The organism is Paenirhodobacter ferrireducens (genome assembly GCF_004022265.1).
Lineage (GTDB): Bacteria > Pseudomonadota > Alphaproteobacteria > Rhodobacterales > Rhodobacteraceae > Rhodobacter > Rhodobacter ferrireducens.
In genome coordinates this window covers 1-19,256 of sequence record NZ_SAVB01000018.1, presented here as the reverse complement: position 1 = coordinate 19,256, position 19,256 = coordinate 1, and the positions used below count along the sequence as shown (strand labels likewise).

General features: G+C 68.2%; 16 protein-coding genes. 12 read left to right on the top strand and 4 right to left on the bottom strand.

Features of this window, described 5'->3' with window-relative positions:
* Positions 1-141: 141 nt before the first annotated feature.
* Positions 142-2,283, top strand: coding sequence for a polyribonucleotide nucleotidyltransferase (gene pnp / locus EOW65_RS13105; protein WP_128150120.1), 2,142 nt, complete (start codon positions 142-144; stop codon positions 2,281-2,283).
* Between the two features lie 58 nt (positions 2,284-2,341).
* On the opposite strand, the gene EOW65_RS13100 is transcribed toward pnp, so the two are convergent.
* Positions 2,342-3,247, bottom strand: coding sequence for a glycosyltransferase family 8 protein (locus EOW65_RS13100; protein WP_128150118.1), 906 nt, complete (start codon positions 3,245-3,247; stop codon positions 2,342-2,344).
* 12 nt (positions 3,248-3,259) lie between these two features.
* The gene (locus EOW65_RS13095) at positions 3,260-4,147 is read right to left on the bottom strand and encodes a glycosyl transferase (RefSeq protein ID WP_128150116.1); all 888 of its coding nucleotides are present in this window, start codon (positions 4,145-4,147) and stop codon (positions 3,260-3,262) included.
* 228 nt (positions 4,148-4,375) lie between these two features.
* Here EOW65_RS13095 and EOW65_RS13090 point away from each other — a divergent pair, with 228 nt between their 5' ends.
* Together EOW65_RS13090 and EOW65_RS13085 are read left to right on the top strand one after the other, a co-directional pair.
* The gene (locus EOW65_RS13090; RefSeq protein ID WP_128150114.1) at positions 4,376-5,203 is read left to right on the top strand and encodes a glycosyltransferase family 2 protein; all 828 of its coding nucleotides are present in this window, start codon (positions 4,376-4,378) and stop codon (positions 5,201-5,203) included.
* Between the two features lie 3 nt (positions 5,204-5,206).
* A complete protein-coding gene (locus EOW65_RS13085) occupies positions 5,207-6,106 on the top strand; it encodes a glycosyltransferase family 2 protein (RefSeq protein WP_206364066.1) in 900 nt (299 codons plus the stop codon).
* A gap of 67 nt (positions 6,107-6,173) precedes the next feature.
* Here EOW65_RS13085 and EOW65_RS13080 read toward each other — a convergent pair whose 3' ends face one another.
* On the bottom strand, positions 6,174-6,827 hold the full coding sequence (locus EOW65_RS13080) for a peroxiredoxin (protein WP_128150112.1): 654 nt from the start codon (positions 6,825-6,827) through the stop codon (positions 6,174-6,176).
* Positions 6,828-7,057: 230 nt separating this feature from the next.
* On the opposite strand from EOW65_RS13080, the gene EOW65_RS13075 reads away from it, so the two are divergent.
* The 5 genes from EOW65_RS13075 to EOW65_RS13055 all read left to right on the top strand — a co-directional run bounded on the left by EOW65_RS13075 (position 7,058) and on the right by EOW65_RS13055 (position 11,278).
* Entirely contained in the window at positions 7,058-8,494 is a 1,437-nt protein-coding gene (locus EOW65_RS13075; RefSeq protein WP_128150110.1) for an aldehyde dehydrogenase family protein, read from the top strand.
* 163 nt (positions 8,495-8,657) lie between these two features.
* Complete coding sequence (locus tag EOW65_RS13070; protein WP_128150108.1) at positions 8,658-9,446, top strand: exodeoxyribonuclease III; 789 nt, start codon at positions 8,658-8,660, stop codon at positions 9,444-9,446.
* A 70-nt stretch (positions 9,447-9,516) separates the two neighbouring features.
* A complete protein-coding gene (gene trxA, locus EOW65_RS13065) occupies positions 9,517-10,416 on the top strand; it encodes a thioredoxin (RefSeq protein WP_128150106.1) in 900 nt (299 codons plus the stop codon).
* A 26-nt stretch (positions 10,417-10,442) separates the two neighbouring features.
* Positions 10,443-11,081 carry an LON peptidase substrate-binding domain-containing protein gene (locus EOW65_RS13060; RefSeq protein WP_128150226.1) on the top strand — a complete coding sequence of 213 codons (639 nt, stop codon included), beginning with the start codon at positions 10,443-10,445 and terminating at the stop codon, positions 11,079-11,081.
* Complete coding sequence (locus EOW65_RS13055) at positions 11,078-11,278, top strand: Trm112 family protein (RefSeq protein ID WP_128150104.1); 201 nt, start codon at positions 11,078-11,080, stop codon at positions 11,276-11,278. The genes EOW65_RS13060 and EOW65_RS13055 overlap by 4 nt, the downstream gene beginning before the upstream one ends.
* A gap of 30 nt (positions 11,279-11,308) precedes the next feature.
* Here EOW65_RS13055 and EOW65_RS13050 read toward each other — a convergent pair whose 3' ends face one another.
* Positions 11,309-12,535: an FAD-dependent monooxygenase gene (locus EOW65_RS13050; protein ID WP_128150102.1), complete on the bottom strand. Its 1,227-nt coding sequence runs from the start codon at positions 12,533-12,535 to the stop codon at positions 11,309-11,311.
* Between the two features lie 110 nt (positions 12,536-12,645).
* On the opposite strand from EOW65_RS13050, the gene EOW65_RS13045 reads away from it, so the two are divergent.
* The 4 genes from EOW65_RS13045 to EOW65_RS13030 form a co-directional block, all read left to right on the top strand.
* Complete coding sequence (locus EOW65_RS13045; RefSeq protein WP_128150100.1) at positions 12,646-13,962, top strand: amidase; 1,317 nt, start codon at positions 12,646-12,648, stop codon at positions 13,960-13,962.
* A 118-nt stretch (positions 13,963-14,080) separates the two neighbouring features.
* Complete coding sequence (locus EOW65_RS13040) at positions 14,081-15,259, top strand: aminotransferase class I/II-fold pyridoxal phosphate-dependent enzyme (RefSeq protein WP_128150224.1); 1,179 nt, start codon at positions 14,081-14,083, stop codon at positions 15,257-15,259.
* A gap of 12 nt (positions 15,260-15,271) precedes the next feature.
* Complete coding sequence (locus EOW65_RS13035) at positions 15,272-18,568, top strand: DNA translocase FtsK (RefSeq protein ID WP_128150098.1); 3,297 nt, start codon at positions 15,272-15,274, stop codon at positions 18,566-18,568.
* Between the two features lie 83 nt (positions 18,569-18,651).
* On the top strand, positions 18,652-19,256 hold a 605-nt coding region (locus EOW65_RS13030; RefSeq protein WP_164880097.1), incomplete at its 3' end, for a LolA family protein.

The following is a 19,256-nucleotide window of genomic DNA, read 5'->3' as shown; positions in this document are numbered from 1 at the left end:
TTCCTGTATGGCCCGGGCCATCTGCGACGTGACGCCCAGAGCCCCCGGGCACATGCAAAGGATCAGGGGGCGGCGGCAATGGGGCCGCCATGCAAACGGGAGGCCCGGAGGGTCCGGAGTTTCCCAGACAGGATACGCTGAATGTTCAACGTTATGAAAAAATCCATCCAGTGGGGCGACGAGACGCTGACGCTGGAAACCGGCAAGGTCGCCCGCCAGGCTGACGGCTCGGTCATCGCCACGGTCGGCGAGACCTCGGTCATGGCGAACGTCACCTTCGCCAAGCAGCCGAAGCCCGGCCAGGACTTCTTCCCGCTGACCGTGCATTACCAGGAAAAATACTACGCCGCCGGCAAGATCCCGGGCGGCTTCTTCAAGCGCGAGGCGCGCCCGTCGGAGAAGGAGACCCTCGTCTCCCGCCTGATCGACCGCCCCTGCCGTCCGCTCTTCGTGCCGGGCTTCAAGAATGAAGTCCTGGTGATGGCCACCGTGCTGTCGTGCGACCTCGAGAACGATCCCGACATCGTCGCGATGATCGCTGCCTCGGCCGCGCTGACGATCTCGGGCGTGCCGTTCCGCGGCCCGATCGGCGCCGCCCGCGTCGGCTTCAAGGATGGTGCCTACATCCTGAACCCGAAGATGGACGAGATGACCAAGCTGCGCGAGAACCCCGAGCAGCGGCTCGATCTCGTCGTCGCCGGCACCAAGGACGCGGTGATGATGGTCGAATCCGAGGCCTATGAGCTTTCGGAAGCCGAGATGCTGGGCGCGGTCAAGTTCGGCCACGAGCAGATGCAGCCGGTGATCGACCTGATCATCTCGCTGGCCGAGGTTGCGGCGAAGGAACCCTTCGACTTCACCCCGCCCGACTATGCCGCGCTCTACGCCAAGGTGAAAGCCGCCGGCGAGGCCGACATGCGCGCCGCCTTCGCGATCAAGGACAAGCTGGCCCGTCAGGACGCCATCGCCGCCGCCGTGGCGACCGCGAAGGCCGGCCTGAGCGAGGAAGAGCTTGCCGATCCGAACCTGGACATGGCGATCAAGAAGCTCGAATCGTCGATCCTGCGTGGCGACATCATCAACGGTGGCGCCCGCATCGACGGCCGCAACAACACCACCGTGCGCCCGATCGTGTCGGAAACCGGCGTCCTGCCGCGCACCCACGGCTCGTCGCTGTTCACCCGCGGCGAAACCCAGGCGCTGGTCGTGACCACGCTCGGCACCGGCGATGACGAACAGATCATCGACGCGCTGAACGGCAACTTCCGCTCGAACTTCCTGCTGCACTACAACTTCCCGCCCTACTCGGTCGGCGAAGTGGGCCGCGTGGGTTCGCCCGGCCGTCGCGAGATCGGCCACGGCAAGCTCGCCTGGCGCGCGCTGCAGGCGGTGCTGCCGGCGGCGACCGACTTCCCCTACACGATCCGCGTCGTGTCGGAGATCACCGAATCGAACGGCTCCTCGTCGATGGCCTCGGTCTGCGGCGGCTCGCTGTCGATGATGGACGCGGGCGTGCCGCTGAAGGCGCCGGTCGCGGGTGTGGCGATGGGCCTGATCCTCGAGGACGATGGCCGCTGGGCGGTGCTCACCGACATCCTCGGTGACGAAGACCACCTCGGCGACATGGACTTCAAGGTCGCCGGCACCGAGAACGGCATCACCTCGCTGCAGATGGACATCAAGGTCGCGGGCATCACCCCGGCGATCATGGAGCAGGCCCTCGCCCAGGCGAAGGACGGCCGGATGCACATCCTCGGCGAGATGGCCAAGGCGATCTCCGCGCCGCAGGGCTTCTCGGAATACGCGCCGAAGATCGAGACGATGCAGATCCCGACCGACAAGATCCGCGAAGTGATCGGTTCGGGCGGCAAGGTCATCCGCGAGATCGTGGAAACCTCGGGCGCCAAGGTCGACATCAACGACGACGGCGTGATCAAGATTGCCTCGAACGATGCCGAGGCGATCAAGCGCGCCTACGACATGATCTATTCGATCGTGGCGGAGCCGGAAGAAGGCAAGATCTACCGCGGCAAGGTCGTGAAGCTCGTCGATTTCGGCGCCTTCGTGAACTTCTTCGGCAAGCGTGACGGCCTCGTGCACGTCAGCCAGATCGCCAACAAGCGCCTGAACCATCCGTCGGATGCGCTGAAGGAAGGCCAGGAAGTCTGGGTCAAGCTGCTCGGCTTCGACGATCGCGGCAAGGTCCGGCTCGGCATGAAGATGGTCGACCAGGAGACCGGCGAGGAACTCGCCGCCGAGAAGAAAGACGAAACGGCCGAGTGATCGGTCCCTTTCTTCGTCGTGATATTGAAAGCCCCGGCTGCGTGCAGCCGGGGCTTTTTCATGGGACGAGGTCGGGGAACAGGCTGCGAAAGCGGCGCAGTTCCCGGCGATAGTGCCAGACCGCGCGGGCGCGCCGCGACCACAGGTCGAACCGCGGGGCCTTCCACGGCTTCTTCGGGCCGTGGAAATGCATGATGGCGGCGGGTCTTGGCGCCAGCTCTTCGGGCGTGCCGCCGAGGGCCCTGATGAAGCGCCGCTGGTCGCCCGTGCGGCTCCACGACGCGTTCCAGGCGGGGTTCAGGTGGTGGATGCAGCCGGCGAACAGGAAGTTCAGGTGATCTTGGTCGCCCCAGCGGGCGGCCGAGGCGGCGGCGACGTCCTCGAGGCGCGCCAGCAGGCCGGGCGCTTCGCGGATGGAGTCGCAGTCCAGCAGCAGGATACCGGAGTTGATATACCCTTCGGGGGGAGCATTGCGGCGGATATCTGTGATCCGCGCAATGTGACTGGGGGTGTCGCCCTGCCCGAGAGCTATCCATTTGGAGATCAGGTAGTCCCGCACCCCGGCGATCCGGCCCCCGCCAAATTCGGTGGCGAACAGTGGCGAAACATCGCCGCAAATCAGCGTGTCGCCGTCGATGTAGAGCACACGGCCAGACAGGTGTCGCGGAATGAAAAGACGCCCCATCGCCGCGGCGGAAATATGTGCTGCCGGGCTTCGTGCGCCCGCAAACATCTCGGCCGAGAGGGCGCGCGTCACCAGTGTCACCCGCGGGTTGACCTTTGCGACGCGATGCACGGCCTCCCATTCGTCCGTGCTCAGCCCATCCCCCCAGACCTGCACTTCGGCAGACGTGGAGAGGTGTTCCAGCAGGCTCCAAAGCGAAACAAGCGTGGGTTTCAGCAGCCCGGCATCGGTGACGTAGACGATGCGGGGTTCTGGCGGCGGAGAAACAGGTGCGGGCACGACGGGCTCCGGTCAGCGGTGTTCGAGGCGGTCGGAATGGGGGTAGCCGATCTTCAGCAGGGCGGAGACCGGGGAATAGCAGGCAAGCTCGATACCCTGCGTCGCCGCGAGGTCGCGTGCCACGGCGAAGTTCTTCAAAATCCGGTCGAGTCCCGTCACGATCCCCGAGGCCGCGCTGTTGCCGGCGTTTTCGTAAAAGCGTGGCATTGCCGCATTCGCGAGATCAATCCCGGCAAGTCCGATCCGGCCGGGCCGCGCAGCAAGGGCGAATTGCATCGCAGTGAAGGCGACGGTGCCTGCGGGCATCACCCCGCGTCCGGGATCGAGCGACAACCCCGCCCCGCCCGCGCCGCGCTGCACGAAGCCGGCGATCACCGGGTCGTCCACCCGCCGGCGTGCGGCATGGGTGGGTTTCAGCAGGCTGTCGATCAGTACCACGCGGCGCTCGGCCAGCGCGGCCGGATCGTTCTCGAGGAGTGCGCGGATCACCGAGGGCGAGAGCAGCCACAGGCAATCGGCCGGGGCGTGGCGGATCATCTCTCGGTGACGCCAGACGAAACGTTCATCCTCGATGGCGATCGCCAGCGGCGGCAGGCGCTCGGCGAGGGTCATCGCGCCATTGAGAAGGATCGCGCTGTGAGGCGCGAGCCGGGTGACATCCTGGGTCGCAAGCGAGGGGCCGGAGCCGATGATGGTGATTTCCGCAAGGTTCTGCGGCAGCTTCGCGGGCAGGAGCCCGGCGACGCGGCGGCCGCGATAAAGGATGCCGCCCGCCCCGGTGTCGTCACGTTGCAGCTGCAGATGCGGCCAGGTCCCTTGCGCATGAGCGTGAGCGCGCCCGGCAAAAATCTGGAAGGCGAGCTTGATCGCTTTGCGATGCAGGGGGCGGTCGGACGTCACGGCTTCCTCGTTGAAATGGCGCCTGCCTCAGGGGGGGCGGGATGCTTCGGCTTTAAAGGAATTGCTGATGGCATGCATCCTTTTTGCGTCACCTTTCCGGCGGCGGGCACTGCCCGGCCGGAAGCCCGCGCTGGCATGACCGGGGGCGGAATGCTAAGTGCCGGGGGGCAACCTTAGGAGCGGATCTTGCGGCTGAACCTCTTTCCGGGCCTTTCGCACAGGGTCCGCATGTTCAAGAAGGCCAGGCGGCTTGCCGCGGCACGCCGCGATCTGGCGGGCCGTGTCACGCAGGGGAGTGCCTGGCCCGCGCGGCCGCATGGGCTGCCGCGTCACATCGTGCTGTCGGTGACCAGCTATCCGGCCCGCTTCGAGGGGCTGGCGCAGACCCTCCTGTCGCTGCTGTTCCAGACTGTCCGGCCGGATGTGACGGTGCTCTGGATCGCCCATGCCGATCTTGACCGGCTGCCGCCGGAGGTGCGTGACCTCGCGCGCTTCGGTCTCGAGATTCGCGGCTGTGATGACATCCTGTCCTTCAAGAAAATCATCCCGACGCTCGAGGCCTTTCCAGACAGCATCGTGGTCACGGCGGATGACGACATCTACTATTGGCCAAGCTGGTTTGAGGAGTTGGTGGCGGCGCATGCATCGGGGCATGCGGTGGTGTGCCACCGGGCGCATCTGGTGCGGTGCGGGCCGGATGGGATGCCGCTCGGCTATCGCGACTGGATCAGTGCCCCCGAGCGTGCCGTCACCGGGCCGCAGGTGTTTCCGACCGGAGTGATGGGGGTGCTCTATGATCCGCGCGCCTTCCACCCCGAGGTGACCCGCCGCGATCTGTTCATGGCGCTGTGTCCGCGCGCCGATGACGTCTGGCTGTGGTGGATGCACCGGCTGCGCGGCAGCCGGCCGCATCTGCTGGGACTGGGCCACAAGCAGATCGAATGGCCGGGCAGCCAGGACAGCAACCTGCGCAGCCTGAACATGCACGAGGGCGGCAATGACGCGGCGATCGCGGCGATGATCGCGCACTATGGATTTCCGGCGGACGGAGAATGAGACATGAGCGAGAAGATGAGCCCCAAGGTGACCGCCTCGGTCCTGATCTCCACCTACAACTGGCCCTGGGCGCTGGAAAAGGTGTTCTGGGGCTTCTTCGCGCAGAACCGGCGTGATTTCGAACTGCTGATCGCCGATGACGGCTCGCGCTCCGAAACGGCCGAGCTGGTGGCGCGGATGGCGGCGCGCAGCCCGGTGCCGGTGACCCATGTCTGGCAGCCGGACGCGGGCTTCGGCAAGTGCCGGATCCTGAACAAGGCGCTGGCGCTGGCCGCGGGCGAGCGGATCATCGTCACCGATGGCGATTGCGTCGTGCGCAATGATTTCGTCGACACCCATATCCGCCAGGCGCGGCCGGGGCATTTCCTGTCGGGCAGCTATTTCAAGCAGACGCCCGAAACCTCGGCGGCGATCGACGAGGCCTCGGTGGCGAGCCAGGCCTGCTTCACCCCGCACTGGCTGATGGCGCATGGGGCGCCGGCGCGGCGGATGGTGAAGGTGATCGGCCACGGCCGGCTGGGCTGGCTGATGGACCGGCTGTCCGGGGCAAGCCCGACCTGGAACGGCCATTCCGCTTCTTGCCTGCGCAGCGAGGCGCTGGCGGTGAACGGGTTCAACGAGGAGATGGGCTATGGCGGGCTCGACGTCGAGTTCGGGCTGCGGCTGAACCGGCTCGGGCTGACCGCCTGGCGGATCCGGTTCTCGACCGTGGCGTTGCACCTGCATCACGAGCGCGGCTATGCCACCCCGGAGACGCGGGCGGGCAGCCGCGCAGTGAAGGAACGCACCCGCGCGCTCGGCCTGCTGCGCGCCGAGCGCGGCGTCGATCAGTGGCTCGGCCCGGATGGGGCGGCGCAACTCGGCCCCGAGGACCGGGTGACGCGCTACCCTGCCGCCCGGTGACGGAACGCCCGGGACGCAAAAGGCCCCGCATGGAGGCGGGGCCTTGCGATCGGTCGGATCCGGCGCCTTATTCCGGCTTCTTGACGAAGCGCAGGTAGGGCAGCTTGACGTCGACGTCGCCGAACTTCGCCTTGCCGTCCTCGGTCGAGACCGAGAGCGCGAGGATCACGTCCTGGCCCGGCACCCAGTTCGCGGGGGTGGCGAAGGGCGCGCCGTCGGTCGCCTGGATCGCGTCGAGGGCACGCAGCACCTCGGCGAAGTTGCGGCCGACCGACATCGGATAGATCATCATCAGGCGGATCTTCTTGTCGGGCCCGATGATGAAGACGGTGCGCACGGTCGAGGTATGCGCCGGGGTGCGTCCGTCGGGCAGATAGGCCTCGGCCGGCAGCATGTCATAGAGCTTCGACACGGTCAGCGAGGTGTCGTCGATGATCGGGAAGGTTGCCGGCGCGCCGGCATAGGCGGAGATGTCGGCCTTCCACTTCTTGTGCTCCTCGACGGTGTCGACCGAGACGCCCATCACCTTGGTGTTGCGCTTCGCCCATTCGTCGGCGAGCTGCGCGACGGCGCCGAACTCGGTGGTGCAGACCGGGGTGAAATCCTTCGGGTGCGAGAACAGGATGGCGTAGCTGTCGCCGATCCAGTCGTGGAAGCTGATCTTGCCCTCGGTGGTGTCGGCGGTGAAGTCGGGGGCGATGTCGTTGATGCGCAGAGCCATGTTGGTCTCCCTGGTTGACGTTTCGGGCGGAAACTTAAGACAGGCGGAACGAAGTTTCATCCCCCCGCGGTGAATTCGCTGCAGAATGGGAGGAAATGCCACCCGCAATCGCGTCGGTGGAACGTTCTTCTGCATCCGCCGGGCTTGCCGATTTGCGCAGCCGCTGCGCGAAGCGCCGGCTTGCCCTTGCCGCGCGCGGGTGCCACCCTGCGCGCCAACAGGAGGTTTCCATGATCGAAAAACGCGATTTCTACATCAACGGGCGCTGGACCGCCCCGGCCGCGGCGCGCGACTATGCGGTGATCGACCCGTCGACCGAAGAGCCCTGCGCGGTGATCTCGCTCGGCGATCGCGCCGACACCGAGGCCGCCGTCGCCGCGGCGAAGGCGGCGCTGCCCGCCTGGCGCGCCACCGCGCCCGAGGAACGCCTCGCCTATGTCGAGAAGATCCTTGCGATCTACAAGGAGCGCTACGAGGAGATGGCCGAGGCGATGAGCCTCGAGATGGGGGCGCCGATCGACTTCGCGCGCTCCGAGCAGGCCGGCGCCGGCACCTGGCACATCGAGAACTTCATCAAGGCGGCGAAGGACTTCGAGTGGGTCCATCCGCTCGGCGACGGCACCCCGGGCGCGATGATCGCCTATGAGGCGATCGGCGTCGTCGGCCTGATCACGCCGTGGAACTGGCCGATGAACCAGGTCACGCTGAAGGTGATCCCGGCGCTGATCGCGGGCTGCACCATGGTGCTGAAACCCTCGGAGGAGGCGCCGCTCAGCTCGCTGCTCTTTGCCGAGTTCATCCATGACGCGGGCGTGCCGGCGGGCGTGTTCAACCTGGTGAACGGTGACGGTGTGGGCGTTGGCTCGCAGCTCTCGACCCATCCCGATATCCAGATGATCTCCTTCACCGGCTCGACGCGGGCCGGCAAGGCGATTTCCATCGCCGCGGCCGAGACGCTGAAGCGCGTGGTGCTGGAGCTGGGCGGCAAGGGCGCGAACCTGGTCTTTGCCGATTGCGACGAGAAGGCGGTGAAGCGCGGCGTGCGCCACATGTTCGAGAACACCGGGCAGTCGTGCAACGCGCCGAGCCGGATGCTGGTCGAGCGCAGCTATTACGAAAAGGCGCTGGAAATCGCGGCACAGACCGCGGCCGAGACCCAGACCGGCAACCCGCGCGAGCCCGGCCGTCACCTCGGTCCGGTGATCAACAAGAGCCAGTTCGAGAAAATCCAGGGCCTGATCGAGAGCGGCATCAAGGAAGGTGCGCGGCTGATCGCGGGCGGCCTTGGCCGGCCCGAGGGGCTGAACAAGGGCTATTACGTGCGCCCGACGATCTTCGCCGATTGCACGCCCGAGATGACGATCATGCGCGAGGAGATCTTCGGCCCGGTGCTGTCGATCATGCCCTTCGACACCGAGGAAGAGGCGGTGGCGATCGCCAATGACACCCCCTACGGGCTGACGAACTACCTGCAGACGCAGGACCCCGCCCGCACCAACCGGCTGCTGCGCGCGCTCGATGCGGGCATGGTCGTCGCGAACGGCAAGAGCCGCGGCGCCGGCGCCCCCTTCGGCGGCGTCAAGGCTTCTGGCCGGGCGCGCGAGGGCGGCCGCTGGGGCATCGAGGAGTTCTGCGACGTGAAATCGATCGGCGGCTGGGTCGAGTAACCCCGCCGTCGCCCCCGGCCCCGGCGTTGAAAGGTGAGTCTTTGGGCCAGGGAAAAGCCGATGCGCCTTTTCCTTGGAAAAATACTCATCTGTCGCCGGGGCCGGGTGCCTTGCCCTTCCGGTCCGCGCGGGCGAAACTGCGCGGCCTGAGAGGAGAGCGCCCATGACCTTCACCCTTGCCACCTGGAACATCAACTCGGTCCGCCTGCGCGAGGGGCTGGTCGAGAAGCTGATGCGGGAGGAGGCGCCCGACGTGCTCTGCCTGCAGGAATGCAAGAGCCCGGTCGAGAAGATCCCGCTCGAGCGCTTCCGCGCGCTTGGCTACGAGTGGATGGTGGCGCGCGGCCAGAAGGGCTACAACGGCGTCGCGATCCTGTCGAAGCTGCCGCTCGTCGAGGCGGGGGCGGGCGATTATGCCGGGCTCGGCCATGCCCGGCACGTGGCCGGTCGGCTCGAGAACGGGGTGACGATCCACAATTTCTATGTGCCCGCGGGCGGCGATATTCCGGACCGCGAGCAGAACGAGAAATTCGGCCAGAAGCTCGATTTCCTGACCCACATGCGCGACGACTTCTTCGCGAACCGGCCCGAGAAGGCGATTCTGGTGGGCGATCTGAACATCGCGCCGCGCGAGGATGACGTCTGGAGCCACAAGGCGCTTCTGAAGATCGTCTCGCACACGCCCGTTGAGGTCGAGCATCTGGCGCAGACGCGCGATGCCGGGAACTGGGTCGACGTGACCCGGCAGGACATCCCCGAGGGGCAGCTCTATTCCTGGTGGAGCTATCGCGCCAAGGACTGGGACGCGGCCGACAAGGGGCGCCGGCTCGATCACGTCTGGGCGACGCCCGACATCTCGACTGCGGCGCATGGCAGCCGGATCCTGCGCGCAGCGCGGAGCTGGGAACAGCCGTCGGACCACGTTCCGGTCTTCGCGACTTTCGATCTCTGAGGCGATCCGCCCCTTGGCGAGGGCCGCCCCGGCGCGCATATAGGGAACAAAAGATCTGGGAGAGGCGACCATGATTGGCACCGAAGCGAAAACCACCCATTCCGAATTCGTGAAAGACGTCGACGAGACCACCTTCATGGCGGAAGTCGTCGACAAGTCGATGACCGTTCCGGTGATCGTCGACTTCTGGGCGCCCTGGTGCGGCCCGTGCCGGCAGCTTGGCCCGGCGCTCGAGGCGGCGGTCGAGGCGGCCAAGGGCAAGGTCGTGATGGTCAAGGTCAACGTCGACGAGAACCAGATGATCGCCGGCCAGATGCGGGTGCAGTCGATCCCGACCGTCTATGCCTTCTGGCAGGGCCAGCCGGTCGACGGGTTCCAGGGCGCGCTGCCCGCCTCGCAGCTGAAGACCTTCGTCGACAAGCTTGCGGCGCTTGCGGGCGACGGCGGGCTTGCGGATGCGGTCGCGGCCGCCGAGGAGATGCTGACCGAGGGCGCCGCCGTCGATGCAGCCGAGACCTTCGCCGCGATCCTCGGTGAGGATGCCGAGAACGCCGAGGCCTATGGCGGGCTGGTCCGCGCCCATCTGGCGCTTGGCAATCTCGAGCAGGCGGAACAGTTCCTCGCCGCGGTGCCGGCGAAGATCGCGACCGCCGCGCCGGTCGAGGCCGCGCGCGCGCAGCTTGCGCTCGCAAAGCAGGCGGCGAAGGCCGGCCCGCTCGATGCGCTGAAGGCGAAGGTCGAGGCCGACCCCGCCGATCATCAGGCGCGCTTCGACTATGCCACCGCGCTCCATGCCGCGGGCGAGGTCGAGGCAGCGGTCGAACAGTTGCTCGAGCTGTTCCGCCGCGACCGCGAGTGGAACGAGGGCGCCGCGAAGACGCAGCTCTTCACCATCTTCGACGCGCTGAAGCCCACCGATCCGATCGCGGTGAAGGGGCGTCGGCGGCTTTCGTCGATGATATTTGCCTGATCGCGCGGGCGGGCTAGCTCATGCGCATGATGAAAGCCTGCGACCTGCCAGATCTGATCCCGCTGTTTCCGCTGCCGGGGGCGCTGTTGCTGCCCCGGGGGCGGTTGCCGCTGCATATCTTCGAGCCGCGCTATCTGCAGATGGTCGAGGATTGCCTGAAGACGCCGCACCGGCTGATCGGGATGATCCAGCCCTGCAAGGGGCGCGACGGGACGGCGAAGCTGAACGCGATCGGTTGTGCGGGGCGGCTGACGGGGTTCTCGGAAACCGAGGACGGGCGCTACATGATCACTCTGTCGGGGATCTCGCGGTTCCGGCTGTTGCGCGAGCAGGAGGGGTTCTGCCCCTATCTCCGCGCCGAGGTCGGCTGGAGCGATTTCGAGCGCGACCTTGGCCGGGCCGAGCATGACCCGGGCTTCGACCGCGACGGCTTCCTGGAGCTTCTGGCGCGGTTCTTCCACTCGCAGGGGCTCGATACCGACTGGGAGACGCTGAAGGAGGCGGAGGACGAGCTGCTGATCAACTCGCTCTCGATGCTCCTGCCGCTCGAGCCCGAGGACAAGCAGGCCCTGCTCGAGGCGCCGAGCCTGACGACGCGGCGCGAGACGCTGGTGACACTGCTTGAATTCCACCTGCACGGCGGCTGCGAGGAGCGTGAGCAATGAGCGATATGCCCGAGGAAGAGGACCGTGCGGCCTTCGATCGGCGGATGCTCGAGGCACTGGTCTGCCCGCTGACGCAGGCGCCGCTGCACTATGATGCGGCGCGGCAGGAGCTGATCTCGAAACCCGCGCATCTGGCCTTTCCGATCCGCGCGGGCATCCCGATCATGGTGCCCGACGAGGCCCGCCCGCTGGACTGAAAAGGCCGCCCCGAGGGGCGGCCTTTCCGGTCAGATCGCGCGGCCCTGCAGCAGCCGCGGCAAGGGGCCAGACAGCCCCGCCGCCTGCCGCATGAAGGCGCGCCGCAACGGGCCCGCCGCCTGCACGATCCCGAGCCCGAGGTCGCGCCCGGCCCGCAGGATCGGGTTGTCGTTCGAGAAGAGCTTGTTCACCGTGTCCATGCCAAGCGCGAGCGAGACGGAATCGAAGCGCCGCCAGCCCTGATAGCGGTCGAGCACATCGGGGGCGCCGAGATCCTCGCCCCGGCGTGTCGCCTCGACCAGCACCTCGGCCAAGGCCGCCACATCGCGCAGGCCAAGGTTCAGCCCCTGCCCGGCGATCGGGTGCACGCCATGCGCCGCATCGCCAATGAGCGCCACCCGCGGCGCGACATAGCTTTTCGCCAGCGTCAGGTTCAGCGGATAGCTGAAGCGCGGCCCGGCCAGCCGGATCTGGCCGAGGAAATCGCCGAAGCGCGGCCGCAGGATGGCGAGGAAATCCTCGTCCGACAGCGCCGAGATCACCTTGGCATTCGCGTCCGTCTCGGACCAGACGATCGACGAACGGTTGCCCGGCAGCGGCAGGATGGCGAGCGGCCCGTTCGGCATGAAGAACTGCTGCGCGATGCCCTGGTGGGGCAGTTCGTGCTCGATCGCCGCGACCAGCGCGGTCTGGCCATAGCCCCAGCCCTCGCGGGTGATGCCGGCGCGCTCGGCCACGCCCGAGCGGCGGCCGTCGGCGCCGACCAGCAGCTTCACCAGCCGCGTGCTGCCATCCGACAGCGTCACCCTGATGCCGCCCGGCACCACCTCCTGCGCGGTGACTGCGGTCTGGGTGAGCAGGGTGATCTTCGGGTCGACCTCCATCGCGTGCAGGAAGGCGCGGTAGAGGAAGCGGTCCTCGAGCATGTAGCCGACCGGCGTCTGGTCAAGCTCGCGGCTGTCGAAATGCAGGAAGAACGGCGCGGCGCCTTCGCCCGGCCGCCCGTCCGAGGCCTTCACCTCGAGCATCGGCTGGGCGTTCGTCGCCAGCATCGGCCAGAGCCCGATGGCGGCCAGCAGCTTTTGCGAGGCAAGCGCCAGGGCATAGGCGCGGCCGTCGAAGTCATCCTCGGCCCGCGCCCGCGCGGGGGCGGCGTCGACGACGGTGACGGTCAGCCCCGATTGCGCGAGGGCGAGGGCGAGCGCGGGGCCGTTCAGCCCGCCGCCGGCGATGAGGATGTCTGAATCATGTGTCATGGCGCGGAGTATGGCGCGGCGCGCGCGATTGTCCATGCGCGGGATTGTCCGGGTGGGATTGTCCGGCGGGCAGGCAATGGCTAGCGTGGCGCAAACGAGTGGAGGGCGCGATGGACGAACGGTTCTGGTCGGCGGCAGAGCAGGGGCGGGCGATGGCCGAGGGCCGGCTCGATCCGGTGGAGATGGCCGAGGCCTATCTCGAGGCCGCGGCGGCGGTGCCCGACGTCTATGCGCGCCTGACGCCCGAACGGGCGCGCGGCGAGGCGATGGCGGCGCGGGCGCGGCTGCGGCTTGGCCTTGGGCGCGGGCCGCTCGACGGTGTGGCGCTGAGCTGGAAGGACCTGTTCGACAGCGCGGGCACCGAGACCGAGGCGGGCTCGCGCCTGCTCGAGGGCCGGGTGCCCGAGGATGACGCCGAGGTGCTGGCGCAGGCGACGCTGGCGGGCACGGTCTGCCTTGGCAAGACGCATATGACGGAACTGGCGTTCTCCGGCCTTGGCATCAACCCGATGACCGCGACGCCGCCGAATGCCGTGACCCCGCATCTCGCCCCGGGCGGATCGAGCTCGGGCGCGGCGGTGTCGGTGAAGCTGGGGCTCGCCGCGGCGGCGGTGGGCTCTGACACCGGCGGCTCGGTGCGGATCCCGGCCGCCTGGAACGACATCGTCGGGCTGAAGACCACGCATGGCCGCGTGTCGACGCGGGGCGTGGTGCCGCTGTGCCGGCGTTTCGACACGGTCGGGCCGCTCGCCCGCAGCGTCGAGGATTGTGCGCTGGTTCTGGCGGCGCTTGAAGGGCGCACCGCGCCGGATCTGCGCGGCGCGACACTTGCGGGGGCCCGGCTTTTGGTGCTCGAGGGCTTGCCGCTCGAGGGCGCGCGGACCGAGCCGCTGCGCGGGTTCGAGGCGGCGGTCGAGCGGCTGGGGCACGCGGGTGCGGTGATCGAGCGGCGCGCGCTGCCGATGGTGGCGCCGGCGATGGCGCTGTCGGGGCTTTTGTTCGCGCCCGAGGCCTATGGGCTGTGGCAGGCCGAGATCGAGGCGGCGCCCGGGAAGATGTATCCGCCGATCCTCGAGCGTTTCCGCGGCGGGGCAGGGGCGTCCGCCGCCGATTACGTCGCGGGCTGGGCGGCGCTGGACGAGCATCGCGCGCGCTGGCACGCGGCGACGGCGGGCTATGATGCGGTTCTGGTGCCGACGGCGCCGATCCTGCCGCCCGATGCCGACCGGCTTCAGACAGATCCCGACTATTTCGCCGCCGAGAATCTGCTCGCCCTGCGCAACACCCGGATCGGCAACATCTTCGGGCTGTGCGCGCTGACCCTGCCGAGCGGCGAGCCGATGTGCGGAATTTCGCTCATGGCCGCGCCGATGGCGGAGGAACGCCTGCTGCGACTGGGGAGCGCGGCCGAGGCGGCGCTGCACTGAAAAGCCACAGGCACGCCCGGCAAGCCATGGCGCGGGCGTGCTTTTTCTGGACGCGGGCGCCCGGCTTCGGTAACCTGCAATCATACGGGGCGACACGACCCCGATGAACGAGGCACAGATGGATTATCCCGAGCGGTTTGCGAACCTGCCCGAATACGCATTCCCGCGTTTGCGGGCGCTTCTCGATTCGCACGCTCCCGGCGGCGAAGCGGTGGCGTTCACCATCGGCGAACCGCGCCATCCGATGCCCGCCTTCGTCGGCGAGGTTCTGGCGCAAAGCCTTGCGGAATTTGGCAAATACCCGGCGAACGACGGCACGCCCGAACTGCTGGCGGCGATCTCGGGCTGGCTGAAGCGGCGCTTTCACGTCGAGGTCGCGGAAAACCGGATCATGGCGCTCAACGGCACGCGCGAGGGGCTGTTCAACGCCGCCGTCGCGCTGAGCCCCGAGACGAAGCGCGGCAAGAAGCCCGTCGTGCTGATCCCGAACCCGTTCTATCAGGTCTATGCCGTCGCGGCGGTCGAGGTCGGCGCCGAGCCCGTCTTCGTGCCCGCGACCGAGGAGACCGGCTTCCTGCCCGATTATGCGAGCCTGCCGGCCGAGGTGCTGGACCGCGCGACGATCGCCTATCTGTGCTCGCCCGCGAACCCGCAAGGCGCGGTGGCCCCGCGCGACTATCTCGCGCAGCTGCTGCATCTGGCCGAGAAGCACGATTTCCGCGTCTTCGCCGACGAATGCTATTCCGAGCTGTGGCGCGAGGCGCCGCCTCCGGGCGCGCTCGAGGTTGCCGCGGCCGAGGGCATCGACCCCGAGCGGGTGGCGGTGTTCCATTCGCTGTCGAAACGCTCGAACCTGCCGGGCCTGCGCTCGGGCTTCGTCGCGAGCGGCGTCGAGAACATCCGCCATATCCGCCGGTTGCGCGCCTATTCCGGTGCGCCGCTGCCGCTGCCGATCCAGCGGGTGTCCGAACGGGTCTGGGCGGATGAGGCGCATGTGGTCGAGAACCGCGCGCTCTATGCCGAGAAATACGCCGATGCCGCCGAGATCTTCGCCGGCGTCAACAGCTTCCGTCTGCCCGACGGCGGCTTCTTCCTCTGGCTGCCGGTCCCCGACGGCGAGGAAGCGGCGCTGAAGCTGTGGCGCGAGACCGGGGTGCGGGTTCTGCCCGGCGCCTATCTCGCGCGTGAGGTGAACGGGGAAAACCCCGGCAAGGGATATATCCGGGTGGCCTTGGTCGCCCCAAGAGAAGAAACGCAGCGCGGGCTGATCCGGCTCCGCGACTGCCTGTATACGTGAGGACGGTAGAGCATGGCATCCTATCAGGCACGGCAACGCGACCCGCTTCTGGACCAGAACACCCAGGCAGCGCTTGAACGGCGCGGCAAGGAATTGCTGGGCGGGGTTCTGGTCTTTGCGGGCGTTCTGGTGGGGATGCTGCTTGCCAGCTATTCGCCCGACGATCCGAGCTGGATGGCGGTGTCGGATGCGCCGGTGCAGAACTGGCTCGGCCGGATCGGGGCGGGGATCGCCTCGCCGCTTTACGTCATCGTCGGGCGCGGCGCCTGGCTGCTGCCGCTCGGGCTGATCGCCTGGGGCGTGCGCCACATCCTGCATCGCGGCGAGGAACGGCTCGGTACCCGTGCCGTCTTCCTGCCGATCGGCGTGGCGCTGGCCTCGGTCTATGCCGCGCTGCTGGTGCCGAGCGCCGACTGGGGCCAGGCCTTCGGTCTCGGCGGCCATTTCGGCGACATGATCGCCGGCTCGCTTCTGGGCATGTCGCCGGTCTCGGGCTCGATCGGGCTCAAGCTGATGTCGCTGGTGCTGGCGTTGGCGACGATCGCGATGAGCGCCTTCGTGCTGGGCTTCGACCGGGCGGAGATCCAGACCATCACCCGCTTCCTGCTGCTCGGCTCGGTGGCCGCCTATGACGCGGCGCTGAATGCCTTTGGCCGCGGCGCCGCCGCCTCGGTGCGGATGGCACAGGGCGCGGCGCAGCAGGCGGCCGAACGGGCGCGCCAGCGCAGGGCCGAGGCCGCCGAACGTGCCGCCGATCTGGCCGCCTGGGAGGCGCAGCAGGCCGCCTGGGAGCAGAGCCAGGGTGGCTATGCCCCCGCAGCGGCGCAGCCGGCGATGAGCGCGGCGACGAAGTCCTCGCTGCTGTCGCGTATCCGCCGCGCGCCCGAACCGGATTACGCGCAGGAAGACGGGCTCCTCGAGTACGACTCCGAGCTGGTCGAACGCGGCTGGCCGGCGCCGGCCGTCGAGGCCCCCTCCGAGGACCGCATCCGCGCCCGCATCGCGCAGGCGGTGAAGACCCGCGCCGTGGCGCCGATGGTCCATGCCGAGCCCGAGGACTGGGAGGCGATGGAGCCCGCGCCGGCAGCAATGCCCGAGCTGCGCGCGACGCCGCGTCAGGTCGAGCCGGCACCGTATTCCGCGCCGCAGCATTACGCGCCGCAGCCGGCACCGGTGCCTGCCACGCCCGCCTCGGTGCTGGCGGCGGTCGCGGCGCGTCTGGCCCGTGGTGCCCGCCCGGCGGCGTCGGTGCCCGCGGCGCCGGTGCGGCGCTCGGAGCCGCCGATCCAGGCCCGCCCGCGCTTCCTGCCCGGATCGGCGAGTGCGCCGGCCTCGCATCTGAACGAGCCGGTGCTGCGCTCGCCCGAGCCCACCATGGCCGCGCCCCGTGTCGTGGCTCCCGAGCTGCCGCCGATGTGGGAAACCGCCGTCGACGAGGCGCCGCTGCACGATGCGGCGCCGACCTATCCCGACGCCGCTCCGGCCTATGTCGAACGTGCCGTGCCGCGCGAGGCGGTCGACCCGGCCGCGACCGGCTGGGAGACGCCGCGCGTCGACCGCGAGGCGGATGACGCCGACGACTGGGCCGAGACCGATTTCGACCGCAACGCCTTTGCCGATCTTGACGAGGAGATCCCGCAGGTTCCGGCTTCGGCGCCGCGGATCATGCTGAACCGGCAGGTGGTCCCGCCCGCGCCCGAGCGCCGGGTGATGGCGCCGCCGCGCAAGGCGCATGTGCCCTCGAAGCAGGCGATCGCCGAGGCCCAGCCGAAGCTGCGCTTCGAGCCGCCGGCGCATCCGGCCTACGAGCCGCCGCCGCTGAACCTGCTGACCAATCCGACCACGATCCAGCGCCACAGCCTGTCGGACGACGCGCTGGAAGAGAACGCGCGGATGCTGGAAAACGTGCTCGACGATTACGGCGTGAAGGGCGAGATCGTCTCGGTCCGCCCGGGCCCCGTGGTCACCATGTATGAACTCGAACCCGCGCCGGGGCTGAAGGCCTCGCGCGTGATCGGTCTGGCCGATGACATCGCACGCTCGATGTCGGCGCTGTCGGCGCGCGTCTCGACCGTGCCCGGCCGCTCGGTGATCGGCATCGAACTGCCGAACGTGCACCGCGAGAAGGTCGTGCTGCGCGAGATCCTGGCCGCGCGCGATTTCGGCGACAGCAACCTGCGCCTGCCGCTGGCGCTCGGCAAGGACATCGGCGGCGAGCCGGTGATCGCCAACCTCGCCAAGATGCCCCACCTGCTGATCGCCGGCACCACCGGTTCGGGCAAGTCGGTGGCGATCAACACGATGATCCTGTCGCTTCTCTACAAGCTGTCGCCCGAGGAATGCCGGCTGATCATGATCGACCCGAAGATGCTGGAGCTTTCCGTCTACGATGGCATCCCGCATCTGCTGAGCCCGGTCGTCACCGACCCGAAGAAGGCGGTCGTGGCGCTGAAATGGGTCGTGGGCGAGATGGAGGAGCGTTATCGCCGCATGTCGAAGATGGGCGTGCGCAACATCGAGGGCTACAACGGCCGCGTCCGCGAGGCGATGGACAAGGGCGAGATGTTCAAGCGCACCGTCCAGACCGGCTTTGACGAGGAGACCGGCGAGCCCGTCTTCGAGACCGAGGAATTCCAGCCCCAGCCCTTCCCCTACATCGTCGTCATCGTCGACGAGATGGCCGACCTGATGATGGTCGCGGGCAAGGAGATCGAGGCCTGCATCCAGCGTCTGGCACAGATGGCGCGTGCCTCGGGCATCCACCTGATCATGGCGACGCAGCGCCCGTCGGTCGACGTCATCACCGGCACGATCAAGGCGAACTTCCCGACCCGGATCTCGTTCCAGGTGACCTCGAAGATCGACAGCCGCACGATCCTGGGCGAGCAGGGGGCGGAACAGCTGCTGGGCATGGGCGACATGCTCTACATGGGCGCCGGCTCGCGCATCACCCGTATCCACGGGCCCTTCGTTTCCGACGAAGAGGTCGAGGAGATCGTCAACCACCTGAAGAGCTTCGGCCCGCCGCAATACATGTCGGGCGTGCTCGAGGGGCCGGACGAGGAAGTGGCGAGCGATATCGACGCGGTCTTGGGCCTCGGCTCGGGCGACGACGCCGAGAACGCGCTCTACGACACCGCGGTCGCGATCGTCATCAAGGACCGCAAGTGCTCGACCTCCTACATCCAGCGCAAGCTGGGCATCGGCTACAACAAGGCCGCGCGGCTGGTCGAGCAGATGGAGGAGCAGGGCGTCGTCAGCCCGGCGAACCACGTCGGCAAGCGCGAGATCCTCGTGCCCGAGCAGTGATCTGGCACGAACGTGATGCGACGCCCCGCCCGAAGTGATCGGGCGGGGCTTTTTCTTTGCCGCACTTGGATTAGATTTCCGCCATGACCCTGCTTCGCTTCGCCCTCGCGCCCGTCTTCGCCCTGGTTCTTGCGGTTCCGGCCATGGCCGGGGCGCTGTCGCTCGACCAGATCTCGACCTATCTGAACGGGCTCGAGACCGCGCAGGCGGATTTCCTGCAGGTGAACGCGGATGGTTCCACCGCGAAGGGCGTGCTCTACATCAAGCGGCCGGGGCGGGTGCGGTTCGAATATGCCACCGACAAGACGCTGGTGATGGCTTCGGGCGGGCAGGTGGCGATCTTCGATCCGAAATCGAACCAGCCGGCCGAGCAATATCCGCTCGCCCGCACGCCGCTGAACCTGATTCTGGCGCCGAAGGTCGACCTCGGTCGGGCGAAGATGGTGGTCGGGCGCGAAAGCGATGCGACCACCACCACGATCGTCGCGCAGGACCCCGATCATCCGGAATACGGCACGATCCGGCTGGTGTTCACCGATGCGCCGGTGGCGCTGAAGCAGTGGATCATCACCGATGACAGCGGCGCGAAGACCGCCGTGGTGCTGAGTGGGCTGAAGACCGGCGTGGGGGGGGGGGGGGGGGGGGGGGGGAAAAACACCCCGGCCGAGCCCCCCCACGACGGAGCACG

Coding starts and splice junctions, on each gene's coding strand:
- pnp (WP_128150120.1), top strand. CDS start 142: ATGTTCAACGTTATGAAAAAATCCATCCAGTGGGGCGACGAGACGCTG.
- EOW65_RS13090 (WP_128150114.1), top strand. CDS start 4,376: ATGTTCAAGAAGGCCAGGCGGCTTGCCGCGGCACGCCGCGATCTGGCG.
- EOW65_RS13085 (WP_206364066.1), top strand. CDS start 5,207: ATGAGCGAGAAGATGAGCCCCAAGGTGACCGCCTCGGTCCTGATCTCC.
- EOW65_RS13080 (WP_128150112.1), bottom strand. CDS start 6,827: ATGGCTCTGCGCATCAACGACATCGCCCCCGACTTCACCGCCGACACC.
- EOW65_RS13075 (WP_128150110.1), top strand. CDS start 7,058: ATGATCGAAAAACGCGATTTCTACATCAACGGGCGCTGGACCGCCCCG.
- EOW65_RS13070 (WP_128150108.1), top strand. CDS start 8,658: ATGACCTTCACCCTTGCCACCTGGAACATCAACTCGGTCCGCCTGCGC.
- trxA (WP_128150106.1), top strand. CDS start 9,517: ATGATTGGCACCGAAGCGAAAACCACCCATTCCGAATTCGTGAAAGAC.
- EOW65_RS13060 (WP_128150226.1), top strand. CDS start 10,443: ATGATGAAAGCCTGCGACCTGCCAGATCTGATCCCGCTGTTTCCGCTG.
- EOW65_RS13055 (WP_128150104.1), top strand. CDS start 11,078: ATGAGCGATATGCCCGAGGAAGAGGACCGTGCGGCCTTCGATCGGCGG.
- EOW65_RS13050 (WP_128150102.1), bottom strand. CDS start 12,535: ATGACACATGATTCAGACATCCTCATCGCCGGCGGCGGGCTGAACGGC.
- EOW65_RS13045 (WP_128150100.1), top strand. CDS start 12,646: ATGGACGAACGGTTCTGGTCGGCGGCAGAGCAGGGGCGGGCGATGGCC.
- EOW65_RS13040 (WP_128150224.1), top strand. CDS start 14,081: ATGGATTATCCCGAGCGGTTTGCGAACCTGCCCGAATACGCATTCCCG.
- EOW65_RS13035 (WP_128150098.1), top strand. CDS start 15,272: ATGGCATCCTATCAGGCACGGCAACGCGACCCGCTTCTGGACCAGAAC.